This is a genomic window from Streptomyces kaniharaensis (assembly GCF_009569385.1).
Taxonomy (GTDB): domain Bacteria; phylum Actinomycetota; class Actinomycetes; order Streptomycetales; family Streptomycetaceae; genus Kitasatospora; species Kitasatospora kaniharaensis.
Window position 1 is genome coordinate 64,602 of record NZ_WBOF01000002.1, and the last position, 24,141, is coordinate 88,742.

A 24,141-nucleotide genomic window follows, 5' to 3' on the forward strand; every position below is an offset into this window, starting at 1 on the left:
TCACATGTCACCGCCCATCCCCGGTTCGGCGTTCTGGTGAGCGATCCGGAGGAGGAGAGCGCGTGGGTCGTCACCCTGCCCGATGAGCTGCGCGATGGCCTGGCCGATGCGCCGAGCCGGCAGCTGGCGGGAATGGCGAAGGGGCGGCCCGAGCGCGGGCCGCCCCTTTCCATCGCTGTTCTGCCTTCCCGAGCGGCCGAAGCCGCTCCCGGCAAGGCCACGATCAGCCCATGGCCGTACCGTACCGCAACGGCGGGCGCGGGCAGGTGACTTACCGTCCGGTGCGGCTGCGAAAGCAGCGGCCGGCCGCCTGCCAGAGTGCTGGCCCGGTCCGCGCCGGTTCTGGGGTCGGGCCGACTTGGAGCGGCGTCAGCTGCCGCACGCGCAGCCGGCGGCGGCCTTCGCCTCGGCCGGGCTCTGGGCCGGGTCGATAGCCTGCTCGTCCGGGGTGCAGCAGGCGGTGGTGCCGCAGCAGGCGTCCGGCGCGCTGTCGGCGCTCTTGCCGAGGGTGTCGGCGTCGGCCTTGACGACGTAGACCTCCCAGGGCTCCTTGCCCGGGCCGGTCACCCACACCTTGTCCTGGAGCGCGTAGCAGCAGGAGGTGTCGTTCTCCTCGAAGGTGGCCAGGCCGGCGTCCTTGAGGCGGGTGGTAGCGGCGGTGACCTGCTCGGTGGACTCGACCTCGACGCCGAGGTGGTCCAGGCGGGTGTCCTGGTCGGTCTCGCCCTCGATGAGGACGAGCTTGAGCGGGGGCTCGGTGATGGCGAAGTTGGCGTAGCCGGGGCGGCGCTTGGCGGGCTCGGTGCCGAAGAGCTTGGAGTAGAAGGCGATGGAGCCTTCGAGGTTGGCGACGCGCAGGGCGAGCTGAACGCGGGACATGGCGGTCTCCCCGATCCGAGGTCTTGTTTCGACGTCTGTCGATACAGCGAGCTTGCCTCTCCGGATAGATGGCTGTCAACATAGACGTATGTCGAATCTGGAATTGCCGGTGCTCGGTCAGGACGACGCGGTGGCGTGCTGCTCGCCAATGGTCCGCGAGCCCCTGGGCGAGGAATCCGCCGCCGACCTGGCGAAGATGTTCAAGGCCCTGTCGGACCCGGTCCGGCTGCGGCTGCTGTCCCTGATCGCCTCGCACGAGGGCGGCGAGGCCTGCGTCTGCGACCTGACCGGCCCCTTCGACGTCTCCCAGCCGACCATCTCCCACCACTTGAAGGTGCTGCGCGAGGCCGGACTCGTCGGCTCCGAGCGGCGCGGCACCTGGGTCTACTACTGGGTGCTGCCCGCCGCGCTGGCCAAGCTGTCCGCTCTGCTCCAGGCCCCGGCCGCCACCCTCCCGGCTGGGGGCGCGAGATGACGCAGATGGCTCCGCTCGGGCGCCGGGCCGCAGTCGAGTTCGTCGGCACCGGTGCCCTGGTCGCGGTCGTGGTCGGCTCGGGCATCCAGGCCACCAAGCTGTCCCAGGACGTCGGCGTGCAGCTGCTGGCCAACTCCCTGGCCACCGTGTTCGGCCTCGGCGTGCTGATCGCGCTGCTCGGCCCGGTCTCCGGCGCGCACTTCAACCCCGTGGTCACCCTGGCCGCGTGGTGGACCGGCCGGCGCGACGGCGAGGGCCCGACCCTGCGCGAGGCCGCCGCCTACCTGCCCGCCCAGATCCTCGGCGCGATCGGCGGGGCGGTGCTGGCCGACGCGATGTTCGCCGAGCCGCTGGTGCGCTGGTCCACCGACGCCCGCTTCGCCCCGCACCTGTGGCTGGGCGAGGTCGTCGCCACCGCCGGGCTCATCCTGCTGATCTTCGGCCTGGCCCGCGCCGGCCGAGCTCACTTCGCCCCGGTCGCGGTCGCCTCCTACATCGGCGCCGCCTACTGGTTCACCTCCAGCACCAGCTTCGCCAACCCCGCCGTGACGGTCGGCCGCGCGTTCACCGACACCTTCGCCGGCATCGCGCCCTCCTCCGTGCTGCCGTTCGTCGCCGCCCAGCTCGTCGGCGTGGTGGTCGGCGTCGCCCTAGTCGCCGTGCTGTTCGGCCGCCCCGCCGCTGCCGCCGCCGAGGACGTCGTGGTCCCGCACGGCGAGCACCACCCGGCCGCCACCAGCCGCTGAACCCCGCACCGCCATTCCTGTTCCTGCCCGAAGGAAGTACCCCCGTGAGCTCTCCCGCCGTCCCGTCCGTGCTGTTCGTCTGCGTGCACAACGCCGGCCGCTCCCAGATGGCCGCCGCCTTCCTCACCCACCTCGGCGGCGAGCGGGTCGAGGTCCGCTCCGCCGGCTCCGCCCCCGCCGACACCGTGAACCCGGCCGTGGTCGAGGCCCTGGCCGAGGTCGGCATCGACATCTCCGCCGAGGTCCCGAAGGTGCTCACCGTCGAGGCGGTGCAGGCCTCCGACGTGGTGATCACGATGGGCTGCGGCGACGCCTGCCCGTACTTCCCCGGCAAGCGGTACCTGGACTGGAAGCTGGAGGACCCGGCCGGCCAGGGCGTCGAGGCCGTGCGCCCGATCCGCGACCAGATCGAGCAGCACATCCGCAGCCTGCTCGCCGACCTCGGCATCGAGGCCGCCGCATGACCACCCCCTCGGTGACCGTCACCGCGATGCTCGCCGAGCACGCCGACCAGGTTCTGGCGATCTACCAGGCCGGCATCGACGGCGGCGACGCCACCTTCGAGACCACCGCGCCGACCTGGGAGGCCTTCGACGCCTCCCGCCTCGCGCCGAGCACCGCCTGGTCGCCCTCGACCAGGCGGGCCGGGTCCTCGGCTGGGCCGCCGTCGTGCCAGTCTCCGATCGGTGCGCGTACGCCGGGGTGGCCGAGCACTCCGTCTACGTCCACCCCGACGCCCGGGGTCGCGGCGTGGGCCTGGCGCTCTTGGAGGCGCTGCTGGCTTCCACTGACGCCGCCGGAATCTGGACCGTGCAGTCCGGCATCTTCCCGGAGAACACCGCCAGCCTCGCCCTCCACGCCAAGGCCGGCTTCCGCGTCGTCGGCACCCGCGAACGCCTCGGCCGCCACCACGGACGCTGGCGCGACGTCATCCTCCTGGAGCGCCGCAGCCCCGCCGTCACCTGACCAGCGCGGCTACCGATCGTCGGGAAAGGCCGGCACCACCGGTAGGAGGCGCCGGCCCGTTCTAACCGGCCTCTGACCTGCGACGACACCCGAAACTCACCAGGGCCAAGGCGAAACTCACCGGCCCTGGGGCGAAACTCCCCAGTGCAGGTCAGCGGGGGTGCCAAAACTCCCCACCGCAGGTCAGCGGCCGGTGCTCGGGGTGAGGCCGGGTCAGGACCGGCGCCACCAGGAGCTGGTGCGTTTCGCCTCGGCGGCCGCGGCTTCGGCGGCGGCCCGCTCGCGCTCGGCGGCCTCCCGCGCCTTCCGGTCGGCGTCGGCCTGGCGGCAGCCGGCGCACAGCCCGTCGTCGTTCCAGCCCCGTTCCTTCTCCTCCCACCGCTCGTCCGAGAACCGCGCCAAGCAGCAGCGGCAGGCCGGACGGCGCCGCTCCCGCTCCGCCGCCTCCCGCGCCCGGCGGGCCCGATCCGCCTCCGCCCGCTCGACGGCCAGCAACTCGTCGCCGTCCGGGTTTGCGAGCGCGTCATGAGGGTGTGCCAGCCGCGGCGACCGAACCGGTGCCACACCGGGGCGTCGGCCCCGTGACGGCGCAGCAGCGGCAGGGTGGTGGCCACCACCGGCAGCGCCCGGTGGTGGTCGCGGGCGTGGACGGCGTCGCCGCCGTACGCGGGGGCGTGCCAGATGTCCTCGGAGGCGGCCTCGACCTCGGTCATGCGGTTCAGCAGGCGCTCGTGGTCCCGCTTGGCCTTCTCCGCCTTCTGCTCCGGGGTGGAGCCGCTTCGCTCCGGGTCGGGTGCGCTTGCGGCCGGCCTCCAGGACCAGGGCGACCGGCGGCAGCCCCTCGCGCCCGGTCGGCGGGTAGACGGTGGGCCACAGCCGCAGGCCGTGCGTCCGGGCGCCCCGGCGGCGCAGCGAGGCCTCGAACACGGCCTTCGCCGTGCCCTTCGCCGGGAGCTCGCACCAGGTGCGGTAGGAGGTGAGCTTCTCCACGAGCGTGCCGACGCCCTCCTTCTCGCGGTCGACCTCGACCAGGCCCTCGGCCTGGAGCCGGGCCATGCGCTTCTGGGTCTGCTTGATCCCGGCTGCGCCGCAGTGCAGCTGTGGAGCTGCTCGGCGGTCGCCAGGGTGAAGCGGTGGAGCGTCACCAGGACGTCGTGGTCGGTCTCCAGTTCCCCGTACACGAATGTGCTCCAGCACCTGTGCCGCCCGAGGGTTGAAACCTCGGGCGGCATAGATAGCGGGATCAGCCGGTGGATACGCCGGTGGCCACCTGGCCGAGGCCGTTCCAGCCTCCGTGGCCGTCGCCGCCGTTCCAGGTGAAGACGGTGGCGGCGTTGGACGGTGAATCGGTGAGGATGTAGTCCGCGTTCCCGCCGCCGTTGAAGTCGGCGAACTGGACCCGGTCCTGGTCGGCGGTGAGGCCGGTGGCGACCTGGCCCTGGGCCACCCAGCCGCCGCCGGTGTCTCCGCCGCGGTTCAGCCAGACCCGCACGGCGCCGCTGGGGTCGATCACGGCGTAGTCGGCCTTGCCGTCACCGTCGAAGTCGGCGAGGCGGACGCGGCCGGCGTCGGTGGTGAGGCCGGTCGCGACCTGGCCGATGGGCTGCCAACCGCCGTGGCCGTCACCGCCCTTGTTCAGGTAGACGTCCACCGAGCCGTTTGAGTTGATGACCACGTAGTCGGCCTTGCCGTCACCGTCGAAGTCCGCGAGCTTCATCTGGCCGGCGTCGGTCGTGAGGCCGGAGGCGACCTGGCCCAGGTCCTGCCAACCCCCGTGCCCGTCACCGCCCTTGTTCAACCAGACGTGCACCGAACCGTCCGGGTTGATGACCGCGTAGTCGGCCCGCCCGTCACCGTCGAAGTCCGCGAGGCGGACACGACCGGGGTCGGTGGTGGCGCCGGTGGCAACCTGGCCGAATTCCTGCCAACCCCCGTGCCCGTCACCGCCCTTGTTCAACCAGACGCGCAACGATCCGTCCTGGTTGATCGTCACGTAGTCGACCTTGCCGTCACCATCGAAGTCCGCGTACCGGACCCGGCCCAGACCGCCGGAATCGTTGGCGGCGTTGGACGTCACGGAGGCCTGCGCGGCTCCCGCGGAGTACGCCTGGTCCAGCCCGGTGTAGAAGGCCTGCGCCATCCGGTTGTAGCCGCTGTCGTTGGGGTGCAGGCGGTCGGCCATCTCGGATGACGTCAGGGCCGGCGGCTCCACGTACCGGAAGCTGTTCCCAGCCTGAGCCTCGATCGCCTGCAACTGCCGGGCCCGGTCGTTGAAGTTGGACGGCGAGACCTGGAGGCCCTGGGTGGTCGGGATCACGCCCTCCATGACCACCGCGACCCCGGGCTGGTCCGCGAAGATCCGGTCGACCAGGGCCTTGAGGCGGTCGGGCGCGTGGGTCGGGTCGGTGCTGCGGTCGAGGTCGTTGACGCCGATGTGCAGCAGGACGACATCCGGGTGGGCGGCGGCGAGCCACTGGTCGATCCCGGCACGGATGTCGTCGATCATGTAGCCGGAGTGGCCCTCGTGGGCGAGGTCGGCGAGCTGTCCGCCGGCCTGGGAGCCCACGTAGCGTACGGTGTAGCGGAATTGGTCGGCGACCAGGTTCCACAGGGGAGCCCGGTAGGACGACCGGGTCGAGCTGCCGGCGCCTGCGGTGATCGAGTCGCCCAGCGGCATGACGCGCAGCGAAGGCGCGGCGGTTGTGCCGATAGAGACGGCGTGTGCGGACGGCGTGCCCGGGGCGGCGGCCACGCCGGCCACGCCCAGCGCGGCGCTCAGGCCGAGCAGCAGGATGCGTTTCAAGATTCCCCCATGGAGAGATGCGGTGTTCGGTCAGGCGTGGGGGCTTCGGCTGACGAACCGAAGCCCCCACGTTCAAACCGGTGACGGGTGGTGGGGATCAGGCGCCGGTGGCGATCTGACCGAGATCGGTCCAGCCGCCGTGGCCGTCGCCGCCGTCGTTGCGGAAGACGTTGACCGATCCGTTCGGGTTGGTGGAGATGTAGTCGGCCATGCCGTCGCCGGTGAAGTCGGCGAGGGCGACGGCGTTCTGGTCGCTGGTGACACCGGTGGCGATCTGCCCGTAGTCGGACCAGCCGCCGTGGCCGTCGCCGCCGCGGTTGAGGTAGGTGCTGACCGCGCCGCTGCCGTTGATCACGGAGTAGTCGGCCTTGCCGTCACCGTCGATGTCGGCGAGGCGCACCCGGCTGGGGTCGGTGGTGAAGCCGGTGGCGATCTGCCCGTAGTTGACCCAGCCGGCGCCGCTGTCGCCGCCGTTGTTGAGGTAGGTGGTGACCGAGCCGTCCGCGTTGATGACGTTGTAGTCCGCCCGGCCGTCACCGTCGATGTCGGCGAAACGCACGCGGCTGGCGTCCGAGGTGAGGCCGGTCGCGACCTGGCCCAGGTCCTGCCAGCCGCCGTGGCCGTCGCCGCCGCGGTTGAGGTAGACGTGCACGGAGCCGTCCGGGTTGATGCAGAGGTAGTCGGCCAATCCGTCACCGTCGAAGTCGGCGAAGCGCACCCGACTGGTGTCCGAGGTCAGACCGGTGGCGACCTGGCCCAGGGCCTGCCAGCCACCGTGGCCGTCGCCTCCCTTGTTCAGCCAGACGTTGACCGCGCCGTCGGCGCCGATGGTGAGGTAGTCGGCCTTGCCGTCACCATCAAAGTCCGCCCACTTCACCCGGCCCATGCCCGCCTCCGTACCGTTGTGGTGGTTCGGGTGCCCGTAGATCATGCGCCACTGGGCGTTGCTGCCCTGGAAGCCCGGCATGCAGGCGGGGGTCATGCCGTTGAGGATCTTCAGATAGCAGCCGTTGGGGCTGCTGATGGTCGTCCAGTCGCCCTGGACGGAGCCGGCCATCCAGTGGACGTTGTAGGCGCTCTCGCCGCAGAGCACGGACAGGGCGTTGCCCTGCGTGTCCGTCGCCAGGCAGGTGCCGCCGGTGGCGAGGTCAACGAAGGTGTTGTGGTCCCTGACCCCGAAGTACTGGTCGTCGCTGCTGCCGCAGGGATGGAGCTCGATCTGGTACGGATGCACGTCGGACGTCGCCTGGATGCACAGGCCAGTCGCCTGGTTCTGGATCTCGAACGCGGCGGGGCTGACCAAGGCCGACGCCTGCCCCACCGAGAACGACAGCCCGGTCAGCAGCATCGCGACGACGGTCAGGGCGGCCCTGATGCGGCGGAGTCGGAGGATCTTGGGTTTCACGTGTCCTGCCTCTAGCGTTGGGTGCGCACTCTGCCCCGACTTCGCTGCGGGACCAGTCACGCGGGGACGCCACGAGGCTGGCAGGGCCCTCCAACAGCGGCCCAACAATCCACTAACAGTTCCCTGTTACGTCGAACCCGTCTTCGGCCAGATCATGACCTGCCAGAACGGCCGCCAGCTCCTCCTGCGCGGCGAGGACGACGCCCGCAGCGAGTGGCGCCTGCTCGCCGCCTGCCACAACTTCCGCAAGGCCTTCCGACACGTCGGCACCGCCGGGGAGTGTCGGCCAGGACCGCCAAAGCGCTGCCACACCGGCCCCAGAGAGCCGTCCCCGAGCAGGAGAACACCTATGGGTACGGGCTCCACGGCCCAGTAGACCCGCCGCCCCGGCGGCCGCTGCCACCCCTGCCACCACAAGCACGAGGAACGCAAGGAAAGGCCGCCGCCAGCGCCCTCAAGCGCCTGGAGAAGACCCCGGAGACCGACGCCGCGCTGCGCCCGTGCTGGACGTGCCGGGGCTCTATCGGCGGGAAGGCGGGCTCCCCGCTGGAGCTCCACGAGAAGGCCGGCCCGGACGGGCTTGAGTGCCCCAAGTGTGAGGCGAAGCCAGCCGGCAAGCCGGCTGGGCCCCCGCCCCGACCTCGCCTGGCGCCTGCCCGTGTGGCTGTTCGGCTACATGCGAACCTGCTGGTGGACCGGCCAGTGGGAGGACTCGCTCCACCAGGGGCTGCGCAGCACCGAGCAGCGGGGCGACCGGCTCGGCCGTGCCTGGCTGCTGCTCGGCGCCGGCCACCGGATGGCCCGGCGCTACGACCGGGCCATCGAGGCACTGGAAGAGGCACTCGCCCTCTTCGACGACCCGGCGAGCCAGGCCGCCACGCAGGCCAACCTGTCGATCGCTGCTCGGCAGGGTGCCTAGGGTTGGCAGCAAACCCCAGCCAGACCTTCCGGTTCAGGCCCTGCCGACGCCGCCCGCGCCTTCATGACTCGGCGGCGTGGGCGCTTTCGATCGTGGTGAGGACCTCGTGTGCCTCGCTCAGCCAGGGGCCCAGGTGGTGGCGTTCGGCAAGGTCGATGGCCTGGAGCACCCGGATGCGGGCCTGCGGCCACTCAGAGAAGTCGGCATGCGTGCGGGCCATGGTGATCAGGTTGTCCGCCATAGCGGAGATATTGCCGATCCGTTCGAAGATGTCCTGGGCTTCGTACAGTGCCGCGAAGGCGTCCTGGTGCCGGCCGAGACCGCGCATGACATCGCCGAGGTTGGACAGCGTGATGGCGGTGCTGTTGGCGTCGCCGCGCTCGCGCCACAGTGCGAGGGCCGCCTCGTAGTGGTCTTCGGCTTCCGTGTGCCGGCCTGCCGTCCGCAGGGCATCAGCCATCGAACTGACCACCAGGGCGGTGAGCCGCGGCGCGGAGCCGGCTTGCCGGTGGAGGTCGAAGGCCGCCCGCGCGTGGACGAGGGCCTGGTCGGCCTGGCCGGCGGCGGTGTGGGCGACCGAAAGGTTGCAGTGGATCGACGCTTTGCTCTCAGGGTCGTCGAAGAGTGCGAGGGCGTCCTGTAGGGCCTGGACGCACTTGTCCAGTCGCCGGGCCATGCCGTGGGTGATGCCCAGGTAGCGCAGCAGCCAGCCGCGGCCGAGCCGGTCGTGGTGCTGATCAGCGATGCGCAGCGCCTGGTCGAGGAAGTCCTCCCCCTGGCCGGCCCACCAGCTCGTGCGCATGTATCCGAAGAGCCAGACAGCCAGTCGCCAGGCGAGGTCGGGCCGAGGACCCTGGCCGGCCTGCCGGATGGCCTCGCCGATGTTCGTCAGTTCTTGTCGGCACCAGGCCAGGGTTCGGGTCTCGTCCGCGAAGATGGGAAGGGGCGCGGGCGGGGCCTGGTTGAGTCTGGGGGGCAGCTGGCCGGTCTCACGCAGGATTGTGCGGGTGCTCTCCACGGCGAGCGCGTACCAGACGCACAGGCGCAGCAGGGCCGCCTCGCGCTCCTGCGCGGTCTCGTCGGCGTGGGCACGTTCGGCGGCGTATTCGGCGAGGAGGTCGTGGAGCCGGTAGCGCAGCGGTGCGGGGGATTCCAGCAGGTGGGAGTCGACGAGTCGTTCCAGCAGGCGCTCCGCCTCATCCGGGGTGCGGTCGAACATGGCTGCTGCGGGGCCAGGGCTGAGGACTTGGCCCGACCACAGACCCACCAGGCGGAAGGCACGTGCGGCCTCGCGCTCCGTGTGCTGGTCGCTGTCCCGCAGGGCGAGGTAGCTGGAGGCGAAGGTCGCCCGTACCTCCAACTGCCCTGCGGCCAGGGCCGTCAGGCGTCCGGGCCCGTCGGGGGCGAGGCGGTCGGCCAGGGTGGCGAGCGGCCAGGCGGGGCGGGCGGCCAGTCGGGCACCGATGATCCGCAGGGCCAGCGGCAGGCCGGCGCAGGCGGCGAGGATGCGCAGGGCGCCGTCGAGGTCCTGGTCGACGCGGTCGCTGCCGCATAGGGCGGTCAGCAGGGCGCGCTGTTCCTCGATGTCCATGGGGGCGAGCGGCAGGTGCTCGGCGGTGGGCAGGTCGGTGAGGGTGTTGCGGCTGGTGACGATTACGGCGCAGGCGCCGGTGCCGGGCAGCAGCGGGAGGACCTGGGCGCTGTCGCGGGCGTTGTCGAGGACCAGCAGGATGCGCCGGTCGGCGAGCACGGTGCGCAGCAGCGCGGCGCGGTCGTCGGTGTGGTCGGGCAGGAGCCGGACGCTCGCGCTGGACGTCGCCGTGTGCAGGTCGGCCAGGAGGCTGGCGAGTACCTCGTGGGTCTCGCGTGGGGCAGAGGCGCCGAAGCCGCGCAGGTCGAGGTGGAGTTGCCCGTCGGGGAACCGGTCGCGCAGCAGGTGCGCGGCGTGGACGGCGAGCGCGCTCTTGCCCACGCCGCCCATGCCCGTCACCGTCACAACGTGCGGACCATCGCCGTTGGCGGCCTGTTCCAGCACCTTGCACAGCCGCCGCAGTTCGCTTTGCCGGCCGGTGAAGAGCGGGGTCTCGGCGGGCAGTTGCGCGGGTACCGGCACCGTGTGCTGCCTGCCGGGTTCCGGCTGGGCCGAGGTCTCCTCTGTGCCACCCGCCCCGACCGCCGCGGGAATGGTGAGGCTGACGCCACTCCGCGCGGTGAGCGCGAGGGCACCAGGCGCCGTCTCGTCGGCAGCGGTGGATCGTCCGACGATCAGCGGGTCGGCGGTCAGCACGCGTAGGTGGACGTGCCGCAGGGCCGCGCCCGGATCGACTCCGAGTTCCTCGGCCAGCGCCGTCCGGACGGTTTCGAACGCCTCCAGCGCCTCGGCCTGCCGGCCGCTGCGGTACAGCGCGGTGATCAGCAGGACGTGCAGCGCCTCGTGCAACCGGTGCCGGCCCGCCCAGCGGCCGAGCTCCGGGATCACCTCCACGTGCCGGCCCAGCTGCAACTCGGCCTCGAAGTACCACTCCAGCGCCTGCAGGTGGGTCTGACACAGGTGCCGGACCTCTACCTCCAGGGCATGCAGCTCCGGCAGGTCCGACAACGGCTGCCCTCGCCACAGGGCCAATGCCGCGCTTGTGTGTCGGCTCACGTCCTGCCAACCACGCCGTACGCGGGCGGCGTGGGCGCGCGCGAGCAGCGCGGTGAACTCCTGGACGTCCAACTCCCCCTCTGCCACCCGCAGCAGCAGGCCGTGCGGAGTGGACGAAAGCCGCGATGTGCCTTCGGCGCCCAGCGCCCGCCGCAGCCGCCCGACGTGGTTGTACAGCGAGGCGACCGCAGTGGCCGGCGGCTCCTCACCCCACATGGCGCTCTGAAGGCCGCTCAGGGACACCGGCCGGTTGGCCTGGAGCAGTAGCGCAGCCAGCAGAGCGCGGCGCTTTGGGCCGCCCAGCGGCAACACACGATCGCCCTCACGAACCGAGAGCGGGCCCAGTAGGCCGAACCACATTGACTTCCCATCCCCCCGTAACCATATGGTGACGGCCCCGGCATTCGCCTCCCCGAGGCCGAGGCCGAGCAAGCCAGCCGGCTTGATCATATTTCTCACGGGTGTCATTCGGACCGCTTGTGCGGCGTGCCGCGTCAGGCTGCACCCGACACCCGGGTCCGACCCCACGACCGCAACCCGAGCGGCCTGACCCAGGCCCCCAAACCGGTCATCTGCCCAGACCGTCCGGGCGGCCGCTTGCCTTCCACGGTCACCGGACCGGGCCGGTCGAGTCCGCGCCGCCGCCCCAGGCCAGCGGCGAATCCGCTGTGCGGACTGTTGTCCCGGACACCGGGTGGTGGTTCCCGCCGGGCGGGATCACTGCGGCCCCGGGCTTGCCGCTGCGGGCGCCGTCGTGGGACGCCAGGTACGGCGCCGGTCCGAAGGCGCCGGTTTCCCCCGCCTGCGCGGAGGCGACGTTGTCGGCGGATGTGTTTCCTCGACCCGGACGAGCTGTGGCCTGAACTGCTGCCGGACGGCGGGGAGGACAGCGACGAGGACGAGGCCCGGATCGCGAACCTCCTGGGCCTGCTGCATGCCCGGCCCGACGACGTCGCGGTGCGGCGGGAGTTGGGTTTCGAACTGACCGGGGCCAAGTGCTGGGAGGTGGCCGTCGAGGTGCTGTCGCCCGCCGTGGAGCTCGCGCCCCGGGACGCGGATGTCCGGCTGGACCTGGGCTGCGGATGGCGGCCGCGGTGACGTAGGCGGTCTCGTCTCCGGCGTCGGCGTGCCGGTCGGCGCAGCGTTCCTCGAACCGGGCCTGTTCCAGGGCCTGCTGGATGTTCTCCAGGGGCATCCCGGCCGCCCGGCGGCGGACCCTGCTGCGGATGTCGCCGAGCAGCCCGTGCTCCTGGTCGTCGTCCTCGTCCTCGTCTTGGGTGTGGTCGGGGCGGGCGGGGTGCTGGGCGAGGGCGGCATGCAGCGTCGCTCCGGCCTGCCACGCCTCGGCGTGGACGACGGGTTCCGGCAGGCCGCCGCCCGGGCGGGCGCTGAGGACGATCCGGCCGTCGATCAGGGCCACCCAGCCGTCCAGGCCGTCGACGTCCTTCTCGGTCCAGCTGCGGGCCAGGCCGGCGCCCTGGTGCAGGGTGCGGATGCCGTCGTGGCCGGTCCAGCGCAGCCACATCGAACCGCGCACCAGCGGGAGTCGAGGACCGGGCGGCCCAGGTCCCGGTCCACGGGCGCAGGCCGGCTGCTGCACGGGGCCAGCTCCAGCCGCCCGGGCGCGGCAGCGGGGTCCGCGGGTTGGGGCGGGTGGTGTCGGTCATCGCGCGGTGCCTCCGGGAGTCGGGAACGCGGTACGGGCGGCCGTCCCGGCCTGGGTGGGCCGGGACGGCGGGGGTGCAGGTGGCCGGTGCGGGGCGGGTCAATCGTCAAGCTTCGCGGTCGCCGGGATCGCCAGGTGGCCGTGCTGGTGGTGGAAGGCGGCGGCGTAGGCGTAGCCTCGCTCCCAGGCGTTCGCGTTCTTCGACCAGATCATCCCGAGCGCGTCCAACTCGCTGACACGGGCCGGGTCGAGCAGGCCCTGGCCGTTGAGGTGGCGCTGGCGGCACAGGGTCAGTAGACCGCCGGGGCGGGATGCGGTACCCACGACCAGGGTCAGGTGGGTGCAGGGCGGTGCTCAGGGTCGTGATGGCCTCGTTCAGCGCGGCGTCGCCCAGGTCTTCCAGGATGAGGTTCGTGCTGTCGCGTGCTGCTTCCGGTTAGTTTCGGCGGCGCGCTTGTGGTCAGCCAGGATGACCTCACGCCGGACCCGAGCAGCCTCCGCGCGAGCGGACTCGGCTGCTGCTCTACGGGTCGCCTCAACCCGGGCGGCTTCCGCAGCGGCAGCGCGGGCGGCCTGCAACGCATCGACCGCCGCGCAGTCCTTGCAGTTGGCGGCTGTGTCCGGGCGCCGATGGTGGACACCGCACGTGCCGTAGTAGACCGTTCCGGTACCGCCAGCCCTGCGGGCGGCTGTTCTCCCACCGCTGCCGCGTACGGCGTGCACGATGCCGTTTTCAATGCCTCGTTCCACCATGCTGACCGGATGCGCGGCGCGTCGGACCTGCCGGACTGGCTTCGGCGTGACGGCACGCTTGACGTTGCGTACGGGGTGCGCAGCGTGTCGGATCTTCTTGACTGGTTTCGGGGCCAGCAGGCGAAAAAGTATGCCCATGATCGTTCGCTCTCTCAGGCTGGCTGCGACGCCCCCCATAGCACACGATCGCCCTGGACGGTAGACGCCGCCAGCGGTACCAACGCTACGCGCCATGTTCGGCTGGTGACAGACCCCTCGCCCGAACGGCGGCGGGGCTCGCAGGGGCGGCCTGGTGCCTTCTGCGGCCGCCCGCGCCCCAGCCCGCCTCGCCCCGCCGCGAGCGGCCGGCACCAGCCGGACGCGAGAGAAGAAGAGGCCCGCCGCAGGCGCAGCGGACCCTCAACGCCACCGCCCCACCCGACCAGCCAACCGCCACCCACAAAGCCAAGGACAGGAAGGGGAAGGAGAGGGTTGTCGGGGTGGTGAGTTTCGCCTTGACGGCCGCTCGCCACGGCCTCTGACCTGTGCGTTTGCTCAGAATTCGGGCGTAGCGGCCGGGAGGGCGGCGACCGGTTGGTGCACCGGTTCGTAACCCCGGTTGGCGGACCGGTTAGTGCACCCGTTGTCGGATCGTCACCGTACGGGCCGGTCTTGGGGAGAAATGTGGGGAGAACTGCGGGCTTCCATACGGTGCTCGCCGCCGCCGGGGCGGTGGGCACCGACCTTTGAGGAGCCCGTGATGGCGATGCCGCCCGAGATCGACCCCCAGGTCGTGGCCGCGCTGTTCCAGTTCCGGATGGCCACGGCTGAGCAGCTGCGTGTCCTGCACACCCCCGACAGCCGGCCTGAGCTGATGCGCCGACGGCTGCGCCGGCTGAAGGGCGAGGGCCTGGTCGAGGATGTCGTCCTCCCGCAGGCTGGCAGGCTGCGGGCCTGGTTCCTGACCGAGCGGGGCGCGCGGATCGCCGACCGCTTCCCGGAGCTGGTGGGCGTGGCCTCCCCGCCGCTGCCCGAGGACAAGACCGAGGCGAGGCTGCGGGTTGGGCACATCCTGGCCGTCACCCGCACCCAGGCGGCGTTCGTGGCCGGCGCCCGGAAGGCCGGGGACGAGTGCCGACCGTTGGACTTCCTGCCGGAGGTCTACCAGCTACGGCGAAGGCCGAGACGGCGCCATCATCCCCGACGGCCTGCTGCACTACACGACCGACGCCGGCGGCCGGGCGCTGCACCGGGCATTCGTCGAGGTCGACCGCGGCACCATGGCCAGCGAGAAGCTCGCGTCGAAGCTGATCGGCTACGCCCGCTTCCACGAACACCACCCCATCCCGGTGCATCTGCGGCGCACAACAGGCGCGCAGAGCGTGGGGCCGGCCTGACAGCAGCACTACACGCGCTTCCCCAGGCTGCTGTTCGTCCTGGCCGACACCGGCGAGCGCGCCGCCCGGCAGCGCATCCGCGATCTCCAGGGCATCGCCGATGCCCACCCGCTCGTTGGCACGGTGTGGGGAAGGCGAGCGGTCAGCGCAGGGCGCTGGGCCCCGGGAGCACGCTGGTAGGCCGACGTGCACCAGCCGGCTGGCTGGCCCCGCTCCCGTGGATTGAGGTCAGACCGGCAGGATGCGGCGGCCGGGCAGCTAAGGCGTACCGCCCTGTTGGCGGCCCATCCAGTCGATGATGGCCTGCTCGGTGCGGGCGAGCGCGTCGGTGGGGCTGAACTGCAGCAGCTCCGTCCCGGCGTCGACGTACGGCCGATGGCCCGGCGGCTGGTAGAACGCGTCGCCGGCCTCGTACACCTCCTCGTGGTCGGCGAAGACGAAGCGCATCCGCCCGGCGATGACGTAGCCCCAGTGCGGGCACTGGCACTTCCCGTCGGGCAGCGACTGCAGCGGCCCGTCCAGGTCGGCGTCCGCCCCGAAGGAGACGAATTCGACGGTGTAGCCGTTCATCTCCTCGCGGCGGTCAGTCACCGGACCGAACTCCTGGACCTTCGTCGCGGACTGCTTGGATACCTTCGGCATCGCCCGGCTCCTCTCCGTGACGGCCCTCGAGACTTCCCGTCGTCTCGAGTCGACCACTCCGTACGGCCGGGTGCATCCGGGCGGTGAGGCAGGTTGCGTCAGACGCTCGCCGCCGGGGTGGACGCGGGGCGGCGGCGCAGCGCAGGGTCGGCCCGGCTTCGAGTACTTCACCTTCGACCACACGGTCAACGGTGTGATCGACGCCGACGGCGAGGAGCTCCGGGACATCTGGCAGCTGTTGGTGCGTGACAACGACGTCTCCGTCGATGGGCCCGTGGGTTCGCCCAATTCAACGTATGCCTACCTGCTGGCCAAGTAGCGCGAAGAGTCTGGCCAGCTACGGTGCACAGTCACAGCCGGGCTGGCTGCGGCCTGCGCGCGGGAGGTCAGCGCCACCGGTAGGACGTGGTGGTCATCGCCGGGAGCAGCACCGGGCCGCCCACGGTGACGTCGGGCCGGACGGGCTGGCCGAGGACGGCGCCGACGTCCGGGTACAGGTGGAGGCCGGCCGCGTTGGCCACCGGCAGCCACACCACCGGCGCCTGACCGGGGTCGTCCTGCTCGACCAGAGCGACGGCCTCCACCAGGTGGTCGGGCAGGTAGGCGGTGAAGACCAGGTGCCGAGCCGGAACGGCACGCTCTCGCCCGGCCGCTCGGTCTCCTGGTCCTGGACGAAGCGCAGCACCGGCGGCGCGGGCAGCACCGCCAGGTCGAGGCCGAACTCCTCGCGCAGTTCCCGGCGCAGCGCGTCGGCCGGTTCCTCACCGTCCTCGTCCTCGACCACGCCGCCGGGCATGGAGAGCTATGCGGAACCGAGCAACGGTCAGGTGTTTCGGGTCCACAGGGTCGCGGTGACGGTCAGGCCCTGCTGGTCGCTTCCTGGCTTCCCGGTGACCTTGAACCAGGCCAGCGAGCGTTTGGTGGTGATGACGCAGTAGGCCGAGCCGACGGTGAGCTTGCTCAGTGGCACGGTATCGGGCATGCCGTGGCGCATGGCGTCGTTTCGGCACTGGGCCGGGTCGGGTGCCGATGCCGTGGAAGTTCCCCATGCCTGGACCTGCGAGTAGACGGTGGCGACCGCGTTGAGCGTGAAGCACGGCTGCTGGATGGTGAGGTCGTCGGGGGTCATGAGGTTCGTCATGTCATCCGGGTCGTGTACGGCTCCGCGTGCCGGATCGAAGTCCAGGACGCCTTGTCGGCATTGACCTTCCAGTGCCGGCACGTTGATGGTCGAGTCCCGGTACTGGGCTGTCCATCCCGGTGCATCGGCTTGCGGAGCGGCCGGGGACGGGGACAAGGCGAGGGGCGGGGTCGGGTTGCCGGTCGGGGTCGCCGGTGAGGGCACGGCTGTCTGCGCCGCGGTGGTGGCGTTGCCGGAGGGAGTCGGCTGGGCGGTAGGTGGGGCGGCCTGGACGGTACTGGCCGTGCCCGTGCCGTGAAGAAGCAGGGTGATCCAGATTCCCGCCGCGCCGAGCAGGCCGAGCAGCACGCCGATTAGGATCCACGGAGCCCGCCTGGAGGGCGTCGCGGACCCTGGCCAGATGGCGTGGTCCATTTCGTGCTGGGGGAACCGTGCCGTGGGGGTGGCCGGCACGGGTTGCGGCCACCACGGCGGGACCTGTTCCCGGGCGGGAACCCGTAGGTCAGGGTCGTCGAGAAACCTGAGTTCTCGAGGCAGCAGCTGCTCTGCCTGCGCGGCCTGCGCCCGGATCAGGTGCCGTTCGGCCGCGAGGCGCTCGGCCGCCAGTTCTGCGGTGCGCAGTTGTTGCCGGGCTTCGGCCGGCATCGCCTGCCCGGACCGGTGCAGCCGTTCGAGCCGGCTTTTCAGTATCCAGATCTCGTAGTAGGCATGAGACAGCGCGGCGTCTTTGCCCAGGCCTTGTCTCACCAGGTCGAAGATCTCACGTAACTCGGCGTTGTTGCTCACCTCCATCACGGCCCCGTACAGGCTGAGGGTGATTTCGCGGACGTCGATCGTCAGCGGCCCGCCGGCCGCTTTCTCCGCGTCGGTCATCAGGAGTTCCATGAACCGCCACGGCCAGGTGCGCTCGCCGTTGGCGTAGCGGGACGCGGTGGACTTGGGGATCCCGTGCCTCTTGTTGAACTCGGAGCGCGTCTTCATGCCGGCCTGCCGCAGCATCTGCTCGATGTGCCTGTTCAGGGCCCGCTGTGCTTTGGCATGCGGCGTCGCGACGATTTCGCTTCCGGCCGGTTCCTCTCCCCGGTCGTCACTGTGGTGTTCGGGTTGCATGGCGCTCCTGCCCATCGGTGGCCCGGGTCGGGCCATGAACCTGGGTTCCCTGTCGGCAACCCGCTGGCGCAGCAGCCTACTTGGACACACCGAGGTGGCTTCGGCCAGGAACCGGGCTGTTCCCCTTCCGCAACTGCCCCTCTGGCACCGAGGCTCGGTGAACGTCCCGCCGGTCAGCGCCGGGACGTTCACCGAGCACGTTTCCGGGAGGAATGTTCATGCTGCCCGTGTCCCTGTCACGAGCCCTGTTCGGGCCCGCTCGCACGACCACCATCCTGGCGAGTGCGATGCTGCTGCTCGTCGTGCTGCTGGCCAGCGCGCCGTCCCTGCTCGTGCTCTCCTTCAACAGCACCGGCCCCGCACGCGTCCAGAAACTGGTCGAGCTGATCACCGACTGGACCCGTGTCCTGATCACCATCGACGACACCACCCGGCGACCCCACGCCCCGATCCCCACCAAGCGCCGGCGGCGCCGCGCCGGCGGCCGGCCCCGCCACGCCAGGTCCTGATCCGCCTACGGGCGAGCGATGCCGTTCAGTCGCTCGGAGTGCGTTCTGCTGGACGGGTGGATTCGGTACGCCGTCCGGCGGATCATCAGGTGGCGCTCGGGCTGCTGAGGTGTTCGCGTGCCGACAGCGGGCCGCGCGGCGGTTGCCGTGACGGGGCGGGGCCAGCGACCCGGCGCAGCGGGCAGCACCAGGCCCCTGGCGCGTCCGGGCGGCGCGTGCCGAGCGGACCGGCCACGCCGGTTGCCCACCCTCCCGAGCCCGCCGCAGGCGCAGAACCGCCGCCGCCCGTCCCGTCCGCCCTATCGACACCACCACCAGCCGGCGCGGACCGGGGAGGCGGGCGCGGCCGGGGTGGGCGCGGCCGGACGGCGCGGCCGGCGGGGGCGCCTGATGAAGGGTGTCGTCATGCCGCAGGCTCTGCCCGCCCCGCCGTCCCGCCGAACCTGGCCGCCACCCGGACGGCTCAGCTGACGGCCGTTCTCACCGGCCCTGACCTGCACCGACACCCGAAACTCACCGGTCGGCGCCCGGAACTCACCAGCGGCGGCGGCCAAACTCACCACCGCCCCGGAGCGAAACTCACCGGCCCCGGGGCGAAACTCCCCAGTGCAGATCAGCAGAGGTGCCGAAACTCCCCGGCGCAGGTCAGCGGCCCGGCCGGGGTGAGGCGCGGTCAGGAGCGGCGCCACCAGGAGCCGCGCCGCTTCGCCTCGGCGGCCGCGGCTTCGGCGGCGGCTCGCTCGCGCTCGGCCTCCTCCTGGGCCTTCCGGTCGGCTGTGCGCCGGCGGCAGCCGGCGCACAGCCCGTCGTCGCCCCAGGCGGCCCGGTCGCGCTCGGCCCACCCGCTCGTCCGAGAACGGCGCCTTGCAGCGGGTACAGGTCGGACGGCGGCGCTCGCGCTCCGCCTTCTGCCGTTCCTGCTCCCGTTCCTGGCGGGCCTGGTCGGCGGCCTGCTCCGCGCGCAGCAGCTCGTCGCCGTCCGGGTCGGCCAGCGCCTGGTCGAGGGTGTGCCAGCCGCGGCGGCCGAACCGGTGCCAGACCGGTCCGTCGGCGCCAAAGCGGCGAAGCAGCGGCAGGGTGGTGGCCACGACCGGCAGCGCGCGGTGGTAGTTGCGGGCGTGGACGGCGTCGCCGCCGTACGCGGGCGCGTGCCAGGACGTCTCGGAGGCGGTCTCGACCTCGGCCATGCGGTGCAGCAGCCGCTGGTGGTCCCGCTTGGCCTTCTCCTCCTTCTGCTCCGGGGTGAGCCGCTTGTGGGGTCGCGCAGCACGAGGTCGGTGAACAGGGAACGGCGGTGCGGGATGGAGTGCTCAACCTCGGTGGAGAACGCGGCCAGGTACCCGATGCCGGCGCGGGCGAGGAGGCCGGCGGTGGCGACGACGTCCAGGGCGTGCTCGGAGAACGCCGTACCCTGGCCATCGCACTCGGGGCGCAGCGCGGACAGCTTCGCCCCGGCCGGGAGCAGACGGCCTCCCGGCGGCCAGCCGCGGTCAGGCACCAGAGCTTGCGGTTGTCCGGCAGGCGCAGCTCCTGGCCGCTCGTCGGCATCCTGCACGGCTGCCTCAAAACCGGCACACCGTACGACGAGGCAACCGCGTGGTCCCACCGAGCCCATGCCCTCGCCGCTTGACACTCCAGCTCATGGGTGGGGCCGTTCCGCCGTGTCCTGCCACTCCAATCGGGGAAGACGCCGGGGTCCCACTCGCGGCCGAAGGCGAATGCCAGGTCGGCGGACCATCGCTACCTGGTCCAGGGCATTTCCGTCGACCCGGTGGGCTGGTACCAGGTGATGCCCCACTCCGCACCCCAGTCCTTGCCGGTCCAGTCGTAGGCAGGTGTCCAGAGCGGCCGAGCGGGTTGAGGTCCCCACTCTTCCGGGTCCGGGCGCACCAGCAACTCGTCCTCATGGGCGTAGCCGCCGGTGAGTACGGTCACCACGAACTCCGCGAAGCCGCCGTCGAAACAGTCGAGCTCACCGTCGTCGACGCCATCGAAGTCACAGAAGACGGCCACCGGCCACTGCTCCGGGTCCGGGCTCGTGGTCAGCCAGCAGCAGTAGTTGTGGTTGCTGTTCATGCCCCAGGGCAGCAGCCCGCCCGGGTCCGGGAACACAGGGGTGCGCTCCTGGTTCCAGAACTCGTCCTCGCCCTCAACCTGCTCCCGGAACGCTGTGTCGGTCTCAAAACGCCACCCCGCCATGCCGCCCGGCGAACCGGCTACTTGGGAGCGCTCCGTCGGCGACCGCACACCCCACTCGCCATTCAAGTTCACGGCACCGTACAGGTCGACGAACGCCCGGTAGTCCGACGGCAGCTGGACCCCGAGCCCGGCCGGTGCCAGCTCCCACGGCACCTGTGCCGGGGTGTACACCGGCTCGCCCATGATCGACCGCAGCCGGTCCCATGCCTCGGTCATCGCCCGACCCCTCTCCGGCCGTCAGTCCGTTCAGAGGCTGCACTCTAGGCGACGGCTCCGACAAGCCACCGACCGACCAGAAGACCGCCGGCTGACAGGCCCCGCTCGCGACCTACATGAGAACGATCGCCGGGTCGATTACCAGCAGCTGTGGGACAAGGCAACCGCCTGGTCCCACCGGGCCCACACCCTCGCTGTTTGACTCTCCAGCTCATGGGATGTCTGTCAAGGGCCTTGTCCTCCGTGACCGGGATCACCCCACAGGGCGGGGGAGCACCCAGCCGGGCGGGATGCTGCCAAGGTCCCGTTCCAGTGCCAGGCGCAGCAGGATGAGGGCGTCGTCGGGGTTGGTGGAGAGCAGGGGGAGGTTGTCGGCGGCGTCGGTGACGACCGTGCCGTCGGACTCCCACTCGGCCAGGCCGGTCCCGTCGGGATCGAGCACCCCAGCGCCGTCCCGGCCTGACCCGTCGTCAGGTGTTCCCGCTGGCCGCGCTCCAGCAGCTGCAGGCCCGGCCCGCCGCGGACCTGTCCGTGCTCGGCACGCTGAGCAATGCTCAATGGACGATGGTCGGTCTGGCGGCGGTGGGGTGTCAGCAGCCGTACGGGCCGTAGGCGGCGCAGTTCTCCAGGTGTCCGCCGGCCTTCTCTCGACGGTGCGGAGGAAGTGTCAACGGCCAGGCAGGTACGACGGCGAGACGGCCACGGCGATCTGCCTGGCTCACCTTCGCGGGATCCGTGCCGCCGGTGCCCGGAGCGGACGATGATGGACACCGGCGAACACACGACCGGGGGCTGGATGCCGCACGAGGAGAACGCCGGGCATGCGAATGCGCTGGCTGAGCTGCGCAGGCGGCTGGCCCACGGGCAGGCTCTGGCTGGGCTGACCATGGCCCAGCTCGCCGCTTCAGCGGGACTAGGTGACACGACCGTGCAGGAGGCGTTCCGTGCCGACGGGCCTGTTCCGTCGGCCGCCACCGTCGCAGCGCTTGCACGTGCCCTGCACCTGCCGGCCCAGAAACTGCTGTACCTCCGACAGAGGGCTACCTGCGCAGCCGGCCCGGCACCCGGCAGCGGTGGTGGGCCGGGCACCCCGACTGCCCTCCCGCAGGAACGGCCGCCGCAGCCTCCTCGTCCGGCAGCTACGGCCGACGGCCCCAGCGATCCAGTGACCCATCACAACGCTCTGCCGCAGGGGGCCAGCTGGGCCCACACCGACAACCGAATCATCGACGGCACCGTTCACGGGAACGTGATCCAGGCCGGAGTCGTGAACATCCACTCCGGGCCCGCCCACGACAGCGATAGGACAGGTGCGGGGCGGCGCCCCGAGAAGCCGATCAGGCAGTGGGACCCGCACGACCTGGAGGTCCACCCGGCCGGCGCCAGCCGACCCGTTGCGGGACGGTCCGGTGATCCCCGGGCTGTGGTGCTGCCCAGCTACGTTCGCCGCGCCCACGACCAGAACTTGGCCGACGCCGCAGGCGATGCCGCCAAGGGCCGCAGCCGGATGGTGGTGCTGGTTGGCTCGTCCTCCACCGGTAAGACCAGGGCATGCTGGGAGGCGGTCCAACCGCTCGCCGACCAGGGCTGGGCACTCTGGCACCCCTTCGATCCCACCCGAGCGGAGGCCGCTCTCGCCGACCTCGAACGGGTCGGGCCGCACACGGTGCTGTGGTTGAACGAGACCCAGCACTACCTCGGCGGCCCCCAGGCTGGCGAGCGCATCGCCGCTGCCCTCCACACCCTCCTTACCGACCCCGGCCGCGAGCCGGTCCTGATCCTCGGCACTCTCTGGCCCGAGTACGCCAGCCAATACATCGCCCTTCCCCACCCAGGAGGCCCGGACCCGCACAGCCGTGCCCGGGAACTCCTGACCGGACGCACCCTCACCGTCCCCGACACCTTCGACCAGAACGAGCTCCTCGCCGCAGAAGCCCTTGCCCGGGACGGCGACCAGCTGCTTGCGGACGCCCTCACCCGCGCTCACACCGACGGACGCCTCGCCCAGGACCTCGCCGGCGCCCCCGAACTCCTTCGCCGCTACCAACATGCCATCCCGGCCACCCGGGGCCTGCTGGAGGCCGCAATGGACGCCCGCCGCCTCGGCGTCGGCGTCCACCTCCCGCAGACCTTCCTCACCGACGCCGCCGCCGACTACCTCACCGACCACGACTGGGACCAGCTCACCGACGATTGGGCCGAAGCCGCCCTCTCCGACCTCGCCCGCCCCGTCCACGGCAAGCAGGCACCCCTGCGCCGCAGCGCCATGCGTTCCCCCCGCCGCCCACCCGGCAGTCCAACGCCCGGTCCCGAGGAGGGACCGATGTTCAGGCTCGCCGACTACCTCGAACAGCACGGCCGCGCCACCCGCAGACGGCTGTGCCCGCCTGCCTCCTTCTGGCACGCTGCTCACATCCACCTCATTCGCCCCGAGGACCTCAACAACCTCGCCACGGCAGCTGAGGCAAGATTCCGCAAGCAATGGGCCCACCACCTCCGGCACCGAGCGGCCGATGCCGGCCACTCCCGTGCCCTGTTCGACCTGGCAGTAACGCGGGAGCGGGCCGGTGACCGGGAGGGCGCCGAGAGCCTCTACCGGCAGGCCGCCGACGCCGGCTGGCCCCTCGCCCGGGGCAGCCTGGTATGGATGCGGGAGCAGGCCGGGGACTGGGAGGGCGCCGAAGCGCTCTACCGGCAGGCCGCCGACACCGGCAACCCACAAGTCCTAGCCAACCTGGCATGGATGCGGAAGCAGGCGGGTGACCGGGAGGGCGCCGAAAGCCTCTACCTGCAGGCCGCAGACGCCGGCGACCCCGGTGCCCTGTTCGACCTGGCATCGATGCGGGAGCAGGCCGGGGACCGGGAAGGCGCCGAAGCGCTCTACCGACAGATCGCCGACACCGGCTGGCCCCTCGCCTTGGTCAGCCCAGTGTGGATGCGGGAGCGGGCCGGGGACTGGGAGGGCGCCGAAGCGCTCTACCGGCAGACTGCCGACACCGGCAACCCACAAGTCCTAGCCAACCTGGCATGGATGCGGGAGCGGGCCGGTGACCGGGAGGGCGCCGAATCCCTCGCCCAGCAGGCCGCAGACGCCGGCGACCCTGGTGCCTTGACCCGCCTGGCACAGATGCGGGAGCGGGCCGGGGACTGGGAGAGCGCCGAAAGCCTCTACCTGCAGGCTGCCGACGCTGGCGACCCTCAGGTCCTAGCCGTCCTCGCAGAGATGCGGGAGCAGGCCGGGGACCGGGAGGGCGCCGAATCCCTCGCCTGGCAGGCCGCCGACGCGGGCGACCCTCAGGTCCTAGCCGTCCTCGCAGAGATGCGGGAGCAGGCCGGGGACCGGGAGGGCGCCGAAAGCCTCTACCTGCAGGCCGCCGACGCCAGCGACCCTGGCGCCTTGACCCGCCTGGCACAGATGCGGGAGCGGGCCGGGGACCGGGAGGGCGCCGAATCCCTCGCCTGGCAGGCTGCCGACGCGGGCGACCCTCAGGTCCTAGCCGTCCTCGCAGAGATGCGGGAGCAGGCCGGGGACCGGGAGGGCGCCGAAAGCCTCTACCTGCAGGCCGCCGACGCCGGCCTTGATCTCCACACCTCAACGATAGATCGGTGGCCTTGGGGACTGGACCCGGACGGCTCGCCCACTCCCCCCTGGCACTGAACGCGCATGAGCATCCGACCCAGGTGACAGC

Annotated in this window: 23 protein-coding genes and 4 pseudogenes; 14 read left to right on the forward strand and 13 right to left on the reverse strand. The window is 71.7% G+C overall.

The genetic code is table 11. From position 1 onward, the window contains the following. Positions 1-36: 36 nt before the first annotated feature. Positions 37-270, forward strand: coding sequence for a hypothetical protein (locus tag F7Q99_RS27755; RefSeq protein ID WP_153466713.1), 234 nt, complete (start codon positions 37-39; stop codon positions 268-270). A gap of 99 nt (positions 271-369) precedes the next feature. Here the strand turns inward: F7Q99_RS27755 and F7Q99_RS27760 are convergent, their stop codons facing one another. Further along, positions 370-879, reverse strand: coding sequence for an ArsI/CadI family heavy metal resistance metalloenzyme (locus F7Q99_RS27760; RefSeq protein ID WP_153466714.1), 510 nt, complete (start codon positions 877-879; stop codon positions 370-372). 88 nt (positions 880-967) lie between these two features. Here F7Q99_RS27760 and F7Q99_RS27765 point away from each other — a divergent pair, with 88 nt between their 5' ends. The 4 genes and pseudogenes from F7Q99_RS27765 to F7Q99_RS27780 all read left to right on the forward strand — a co-directional run bounded on the left by F7Q99_RS27765 (position 968) and on the right by F7Q99_RS27780 (position 3,066). Next, positions 968-1,354, forward strand: a complete 387-nt coding sequence (locus tag F7Q99_RS27765) for an ArsR/SmtB family transcription factor (protein ID WP_153466715.1) — start codon at positions 968-970, stop codon at positions 1,352-1,354. Beyond that, positions 1,351-2,100 (forward strand): aquaporin, encoded by a 750-nt coding sequence (locus F7Q99_RS27770; RefSeq protein WP_153466716.1) that lies wholly within the window; start codon positions 1,351-1,353, stop codon positions 2,098-2,100. The genes F7Q99_RS27765 and F7Q99_RS27770 overlap by 4 nt, the downstream gene beginning before the upstream one ends. 44 nt (positions 2,101-2,144) lie before the next feature. Next, positions 2,145-2,564, forward strand: coding sequence for an arsenate reductase ArsC (locus tag F7Q99_RS27775; protein ID WP_326847273.1), 420 nt, complete (start codon positions 2,145-2,147; stop codon positions 2,562-2,564). Beyond that, positions 2,561-3,066 (forward strand): annotated as a pseudogene (locus F7Q99_RS27780) (N-acetyltransferase family protein). The gene F7Q99_RS27775 and the pseudogene F7Q99_RS27780 overlap by 4 nt, the downstream one beginning before the upstream one ends. Positions 3,067-3,279: 213 nt before the next feature. On the opposite strand, the gene F7Q99_RS27785 reads toward F7Q99_RS27780, so the two are convergent. The 3 genes from F7Q99_RS27785 to F7Q99_RS43315 all read right to left on the reverse strand — a co-directional run bounded on the left by F7Q99_RS27785 (position 3,280) and on the right by F7Q99_RS43315 (position 7,274). Beyond that, positions 3,280-4,122 carry a hypothetical protein gene (locus F7Q99_RS27785; RefSeq protein ID WP_153466717.1) on the reverse strand — a complete coding sequence of 281 codons (843 nt, stop codon included), beginning with the start codon at positions 4,120-4,122 and terminating at the stop codon, positions 3,280-3,282. Between the two features lie 187 nt (positions 4,123-4,309). Then, positions 4,310-5,869 (reverse strand): FG-GAP-like repeat-containing protein, encoded by a 1,560-nt coding sequence (locus tag F7Q99_RS27790; RefSeq protein ID WP_153466718.1) that lies wholly within the window; start codon positions 5,867-5,869, stop codon positions 4,310-4,312. 97 nt (positions 5,870-5,966) lie between these two features. Then, a complete protein-coding gene (locus F7Q99_RS43315; protein WP_326847274.1) occupies positions 5,967-7,274 on the reverse strand; it encodes a VCBS repeat-containing protein in 1,308 nt (435 codons plus the stop codon). Between the two features lie 127 nt (positions 7,275-7,401). Here F7Q99_RS43315 and F7Q99_RS27800 point away from each other — a divergent pair. Continuing rightward, positions 7,402-7,551, forward strand: a pseudogene (locus F7Q99_RS27800) (transposase); the annotation flags it as partial. Between the two features lie 318 nt (positions 7,552-7,869). Then, positions 7,870-8,193, forward strand: coding sequence for a tetratricopeptide repeat protein (locus F7Q99_RS27805; RefSeq protein WP_153466719.1), 324 nt, complete (start codon positions 7,870-7,872; stop codon positions 8,191-8,193). A 61-nt stretch (positions 8,194-8,254) separates the two neighbouring features. Here the strand turns inward: F7Q99_RS27805 and F7Q99_RS27810 are convergent, their stop codons facing one another. Then, positions 8,255-11,152 carry an AfsR/SARP family transcriptional regulator gene (locus tag F7Q99_RS27810; RefSeq protein WP_195911277.1) on the reverse strand — a complete coding sequence of 966 codons (2,898 nt, stop codon included), beginning with the start codon at positions 11,150-11,152 and terminating at the stop codon, positions 8,255-8,257. 516 nt (positions 11,153-11,668) lie between these two features. Between F7Q99_RS27810 and F7Q99_RS27815 the strand changes: the two genes are divergently transcribed. Then, a complete protein-coding gene (locus F7Q99_RS27815) occupies positions 11,669-11,938 on the forward strand; it encodes a tetratricopeptide repeat protein (protein ID WP_153466721.1) in 270 nt (89 codons plus the stop codon). A 667-nt stretch (positions 11,939-12,605) separates the two neighbouring features. Here F7Q99_RS27815 and F7Q99_RS27820 read toward each other — a convergent pair. Further along, entirely contained in the window at positions 12,606-12,830 is a 225-nt protein-coding gene (locus tag F7Q99_RS27820) for a helicase associated domain-containing protein (protein WP_153466722.1), read from the reverse strand. Between the two features lie 1,225 nt (positions 12,831-14,055). Here F7Q99_RS27820 and F7Q99_RS43750 point away from each other — a divergent pair. Further along, a pseudogene (locus tag F7Q99_RS43750) lies at positions 14,056-14,518 on the forward strand (replication-relaxation family protein); the annotation flags it as partial. A 375-nt stretch (positions 14,519-14,893) separates the two neighbouring features. On the opposite strand, the gene F7Q99_RS27830 reads toward F7Q99_RS43750, so the two are convergent. Beyond that, complete coding sequence (locus tag F7Q99_RS27830; protein WP_153466724.1) at positions 14,894-15,277, reverse strand: cupin domain-containing protein; 384 nt, start codon at positions 15,275-15,277, stop codon at positions 14,894-14,896. Here F7Q99_RS27830 and F7Q99_RS27835 point away from each other — a divergent pair. Next, a complete protein-coding gene (locus tag F7Q99_RS27835; protein ID WP_153466725.1) occupies positions 15,261-15,596 on the forward strand; it encodes a hypothetical protein in 336 nt (111 codons plus the stop codon). The two genes, F7Q99_RS27830 and F7Q99_RS27835, sit on opposite strands and share 17 nt — an antisense overlap. 67 nt (positions 15,597-15,663) lie before the next feature. Here F7Q99_RS27835 and F7Q99_RS43320 read toward each other — a convergent pair whose 3' ends face one another. The 3 genes and pseudogenes from F7Q99_RS43320 to F7Q99_RS27845 all read right to left on the reverse strand — a co-directional run bounded on the left by F7Q99_RS43320 (position 15,664) and on the right by F7Q99_RS27845 (position 17,528). Next, the gene (locus tag F7Q99_RS43320; RefSeq protein ID WP_195911327.1) at positions 15,664-15,861 is read right to left on the reverse strand and encodes a hypothetical protein; all 198 of its coding nucleotides are present in this window, start codon (positions 15,859-15,861) and stop codon (positions 15,664-15,666) included. 80 nt (positions 15,862-15,941) lie between these two features. After that, positions 15,942-16,073 (reverse strand): annotated as a pseudogene (locus tag F7Q99_RS43325) (NUDIX domain-containing protein); the annotation flags it as partial. A gap of 27 nt (positions 16,074-16,100) precedes the next feature. Further along, positions 16,101-17,528: a hypothetical protein gene (locus F7Q99_RS27845; RefSeq protein ID WP_153466726.1), complete on the reverse strand. Its 1,428-nt coding sequence runs from the start codon at positions 17,526-17,528 to the stop codon at positions 16,101-16,103. A gap of 218 nt (positions 17,529-17,746) precedes the next feature. On the opposite strand from F7Q99_RS27845, the gene F7Q99_RS27850 reads away from it, so the two are divergent. Then, positions 17,747-18,037 (forward strand): hypothetical protein, encoded by a 291-nt coding sequence (locus F7Q99_RS27850; RefSeq protein ID WP_153466727.1) that lies wholly within the window; start codon positions 17,747-17,749, stop codon positions 18,035-18,037. 299 nt (positions 18,038-18,336) lie between these two features. Here F7Q99_RS27850 and F7Q99_RS27855 read toward each other — a convergent pair whose 3' ends face one another. Further along, positions 18,337-19,224 carry a hypothetical protein gene (locus F7Q99_RS27855; RefSeq protein WP_153466728.1) on the reverse strand — a complete coding sequence of 296 codons (888 nt, stop codon included), beginning with the start codon at positions 19,222-19,224 and terminating at the stop codon, positions 18,337-18,339. 107 nt (positions 19,225-19,331) lie between these two features. On the opposite strand from F7Q99_RS27855, the gene F7Q99_RS27860 reads away from it, so the two are divergent. Next, positions 19,332-19,667, forward strand: coding sequence for a hypothetical protein (locus tag F7Q99_RS27860; protein WP_153466729.1), 336 nt, complete (start codon positions 19,332-19,334; stop codon positions 19,665-19,667). Between the two features lie 110 nt (positions 19,668-19,777). Here the strand turns inward: F7Q99_RS27860 and F7Q99_RS27865 are convergent, their stop codons facing one another. Continuing rightward, positions 19,778-20,452 carry an SMI1/KNR4 family protein gene (locus F7Q99_RS27865; protein WP_153466730.1) on the reverse strand — a complete coding sequence of 225 codons (675 nt, stop codon included), beginning with the start codon at positions 20,450-20,452 and terminating at the stop codon, positions 19,778-19,780. A 253-nt stretch (positions 20,453-20,705) separates the two neighbouring features. Further along, on the reverse strand, positions 20,706-20,894 hold the full coding sequence (locus F7Q99_RS27870; protein ID WP_153466731.1) for a hypothetical protein: 189 nt from the start codon (positions 20,892-20,894) through the stop codon (positions 20,706-20,708). Positions 20,895-20,926: 32 nt separating this feature from the next. On the opposite strand from F7Q99_RS27870, the gene F7Q99_RS27875 reads away from it, so the two are divergent. Further along, the gene (locus F7Q99_RS27875) at positions 20,927-21,064 is read left to right on the forward strand and encodes a hypothetical protein (RefSeq protein WP_153466732.1); all 138 of its coding nucleotides are present in this window, start codon (positions 20,927-20,929) and stop codon (positions 21,062-21,064) included. An 853-nt stretch (positions 21,065-21,917) separates the two neighbouring features. Beyond that, on the forward strand, positions 21,918-24,110 hold the full coding sequence (locus F7Q99_RS27880) for a tetratricopeptide repeat protein (protein ID WP_230210956.1): 2,193 nt from the start codon (positions 21,918-21,920) through the stop codon (positions 24,108-24,110). Positions 24,111-24,141: the final 31 nt, after the last annotated feature.

What these genes read in the sequence shown, in the direction of transcription:
- F7Q99_RS27785 (WP_153466717.1), bottom strand. Translation starts at nt 4,122, where the DNA reads ATGGCCCGGCTCCAGGCCGAGGGCCTGGTCGAGGTCGACCGCGAGAAG.
- F7Q99_RS27760 (WP_153466714.1), bottom strand. Translation starts at nt 879, where the DNA reads ATGTCCCGCGTTCAGCTCGCCCTGCGCGTCGCCAACCTCGAAGGCTCC.
- F7Q99_RS27850 (WP_153466727.1), top strand. Translation starts at nt 17,747, where the DNA reads ATGCTGCCCGTGTCCCTGTCACGAGCCCTGTTCGGGCCCGCTCGCACG.
- F7Q99_RS27845 (WP_153466726.1), bottom strand. Translation starts at nt 17,528, where the DNA reads ATGCAACCCGAACACCACAGTGACGACCGGGGAGAGGAACCGGCCGGA.
- F7Q99_RS27815 (WP_153466721.1), top strand. Translation starts at nt 11,669, where the DNA reads ATGTGTTTCCTCGACCCGGACGAGCTGTGGCCTGAACTGCTGCCGGAC.
- F7Q99_RS27865 (WP_153466730.1), bottom strand. Translation starts at nt 20,452, where the DNA reads ATGACCGAGGCATGGGACCGGCTGCGGTCGATCATGGGCGAGCCGGTG.
- F7Q99_RS27855 (WP_153466728.1), bottom strand. Translation starts at nt 19,224, where the DNA reads ATGGCCGAGGTCGAGACCGCCTCCGAGACGTCCTGGCACGCGCCCGCG.
- F7Q99_RS27765 (WP_153466715.1), top strand. Translation starts at nt 968, where the DNA reads ATGTCGAATCTGGAATTGCCGGTGCTCGGTCAGGACGACGCGGTGGCG.
- F7Q99_RS27770 (WP_153466716.1), top strand. Translation starts at nt 1,351, where the DNA reads ATGACGCAGATGGCTCCGCTCGGGCGCCGGGCCGCAGTCGAGTTCGTC.
- F7Q99_RS27830 (WP_153466724.1), bottom strand. Translation starts at nt 15,277, where the DNA reads ATGCCGAAGGTATCCAAGCAGTCCGCGACGAAGGTCCAGGAGTTCGGT.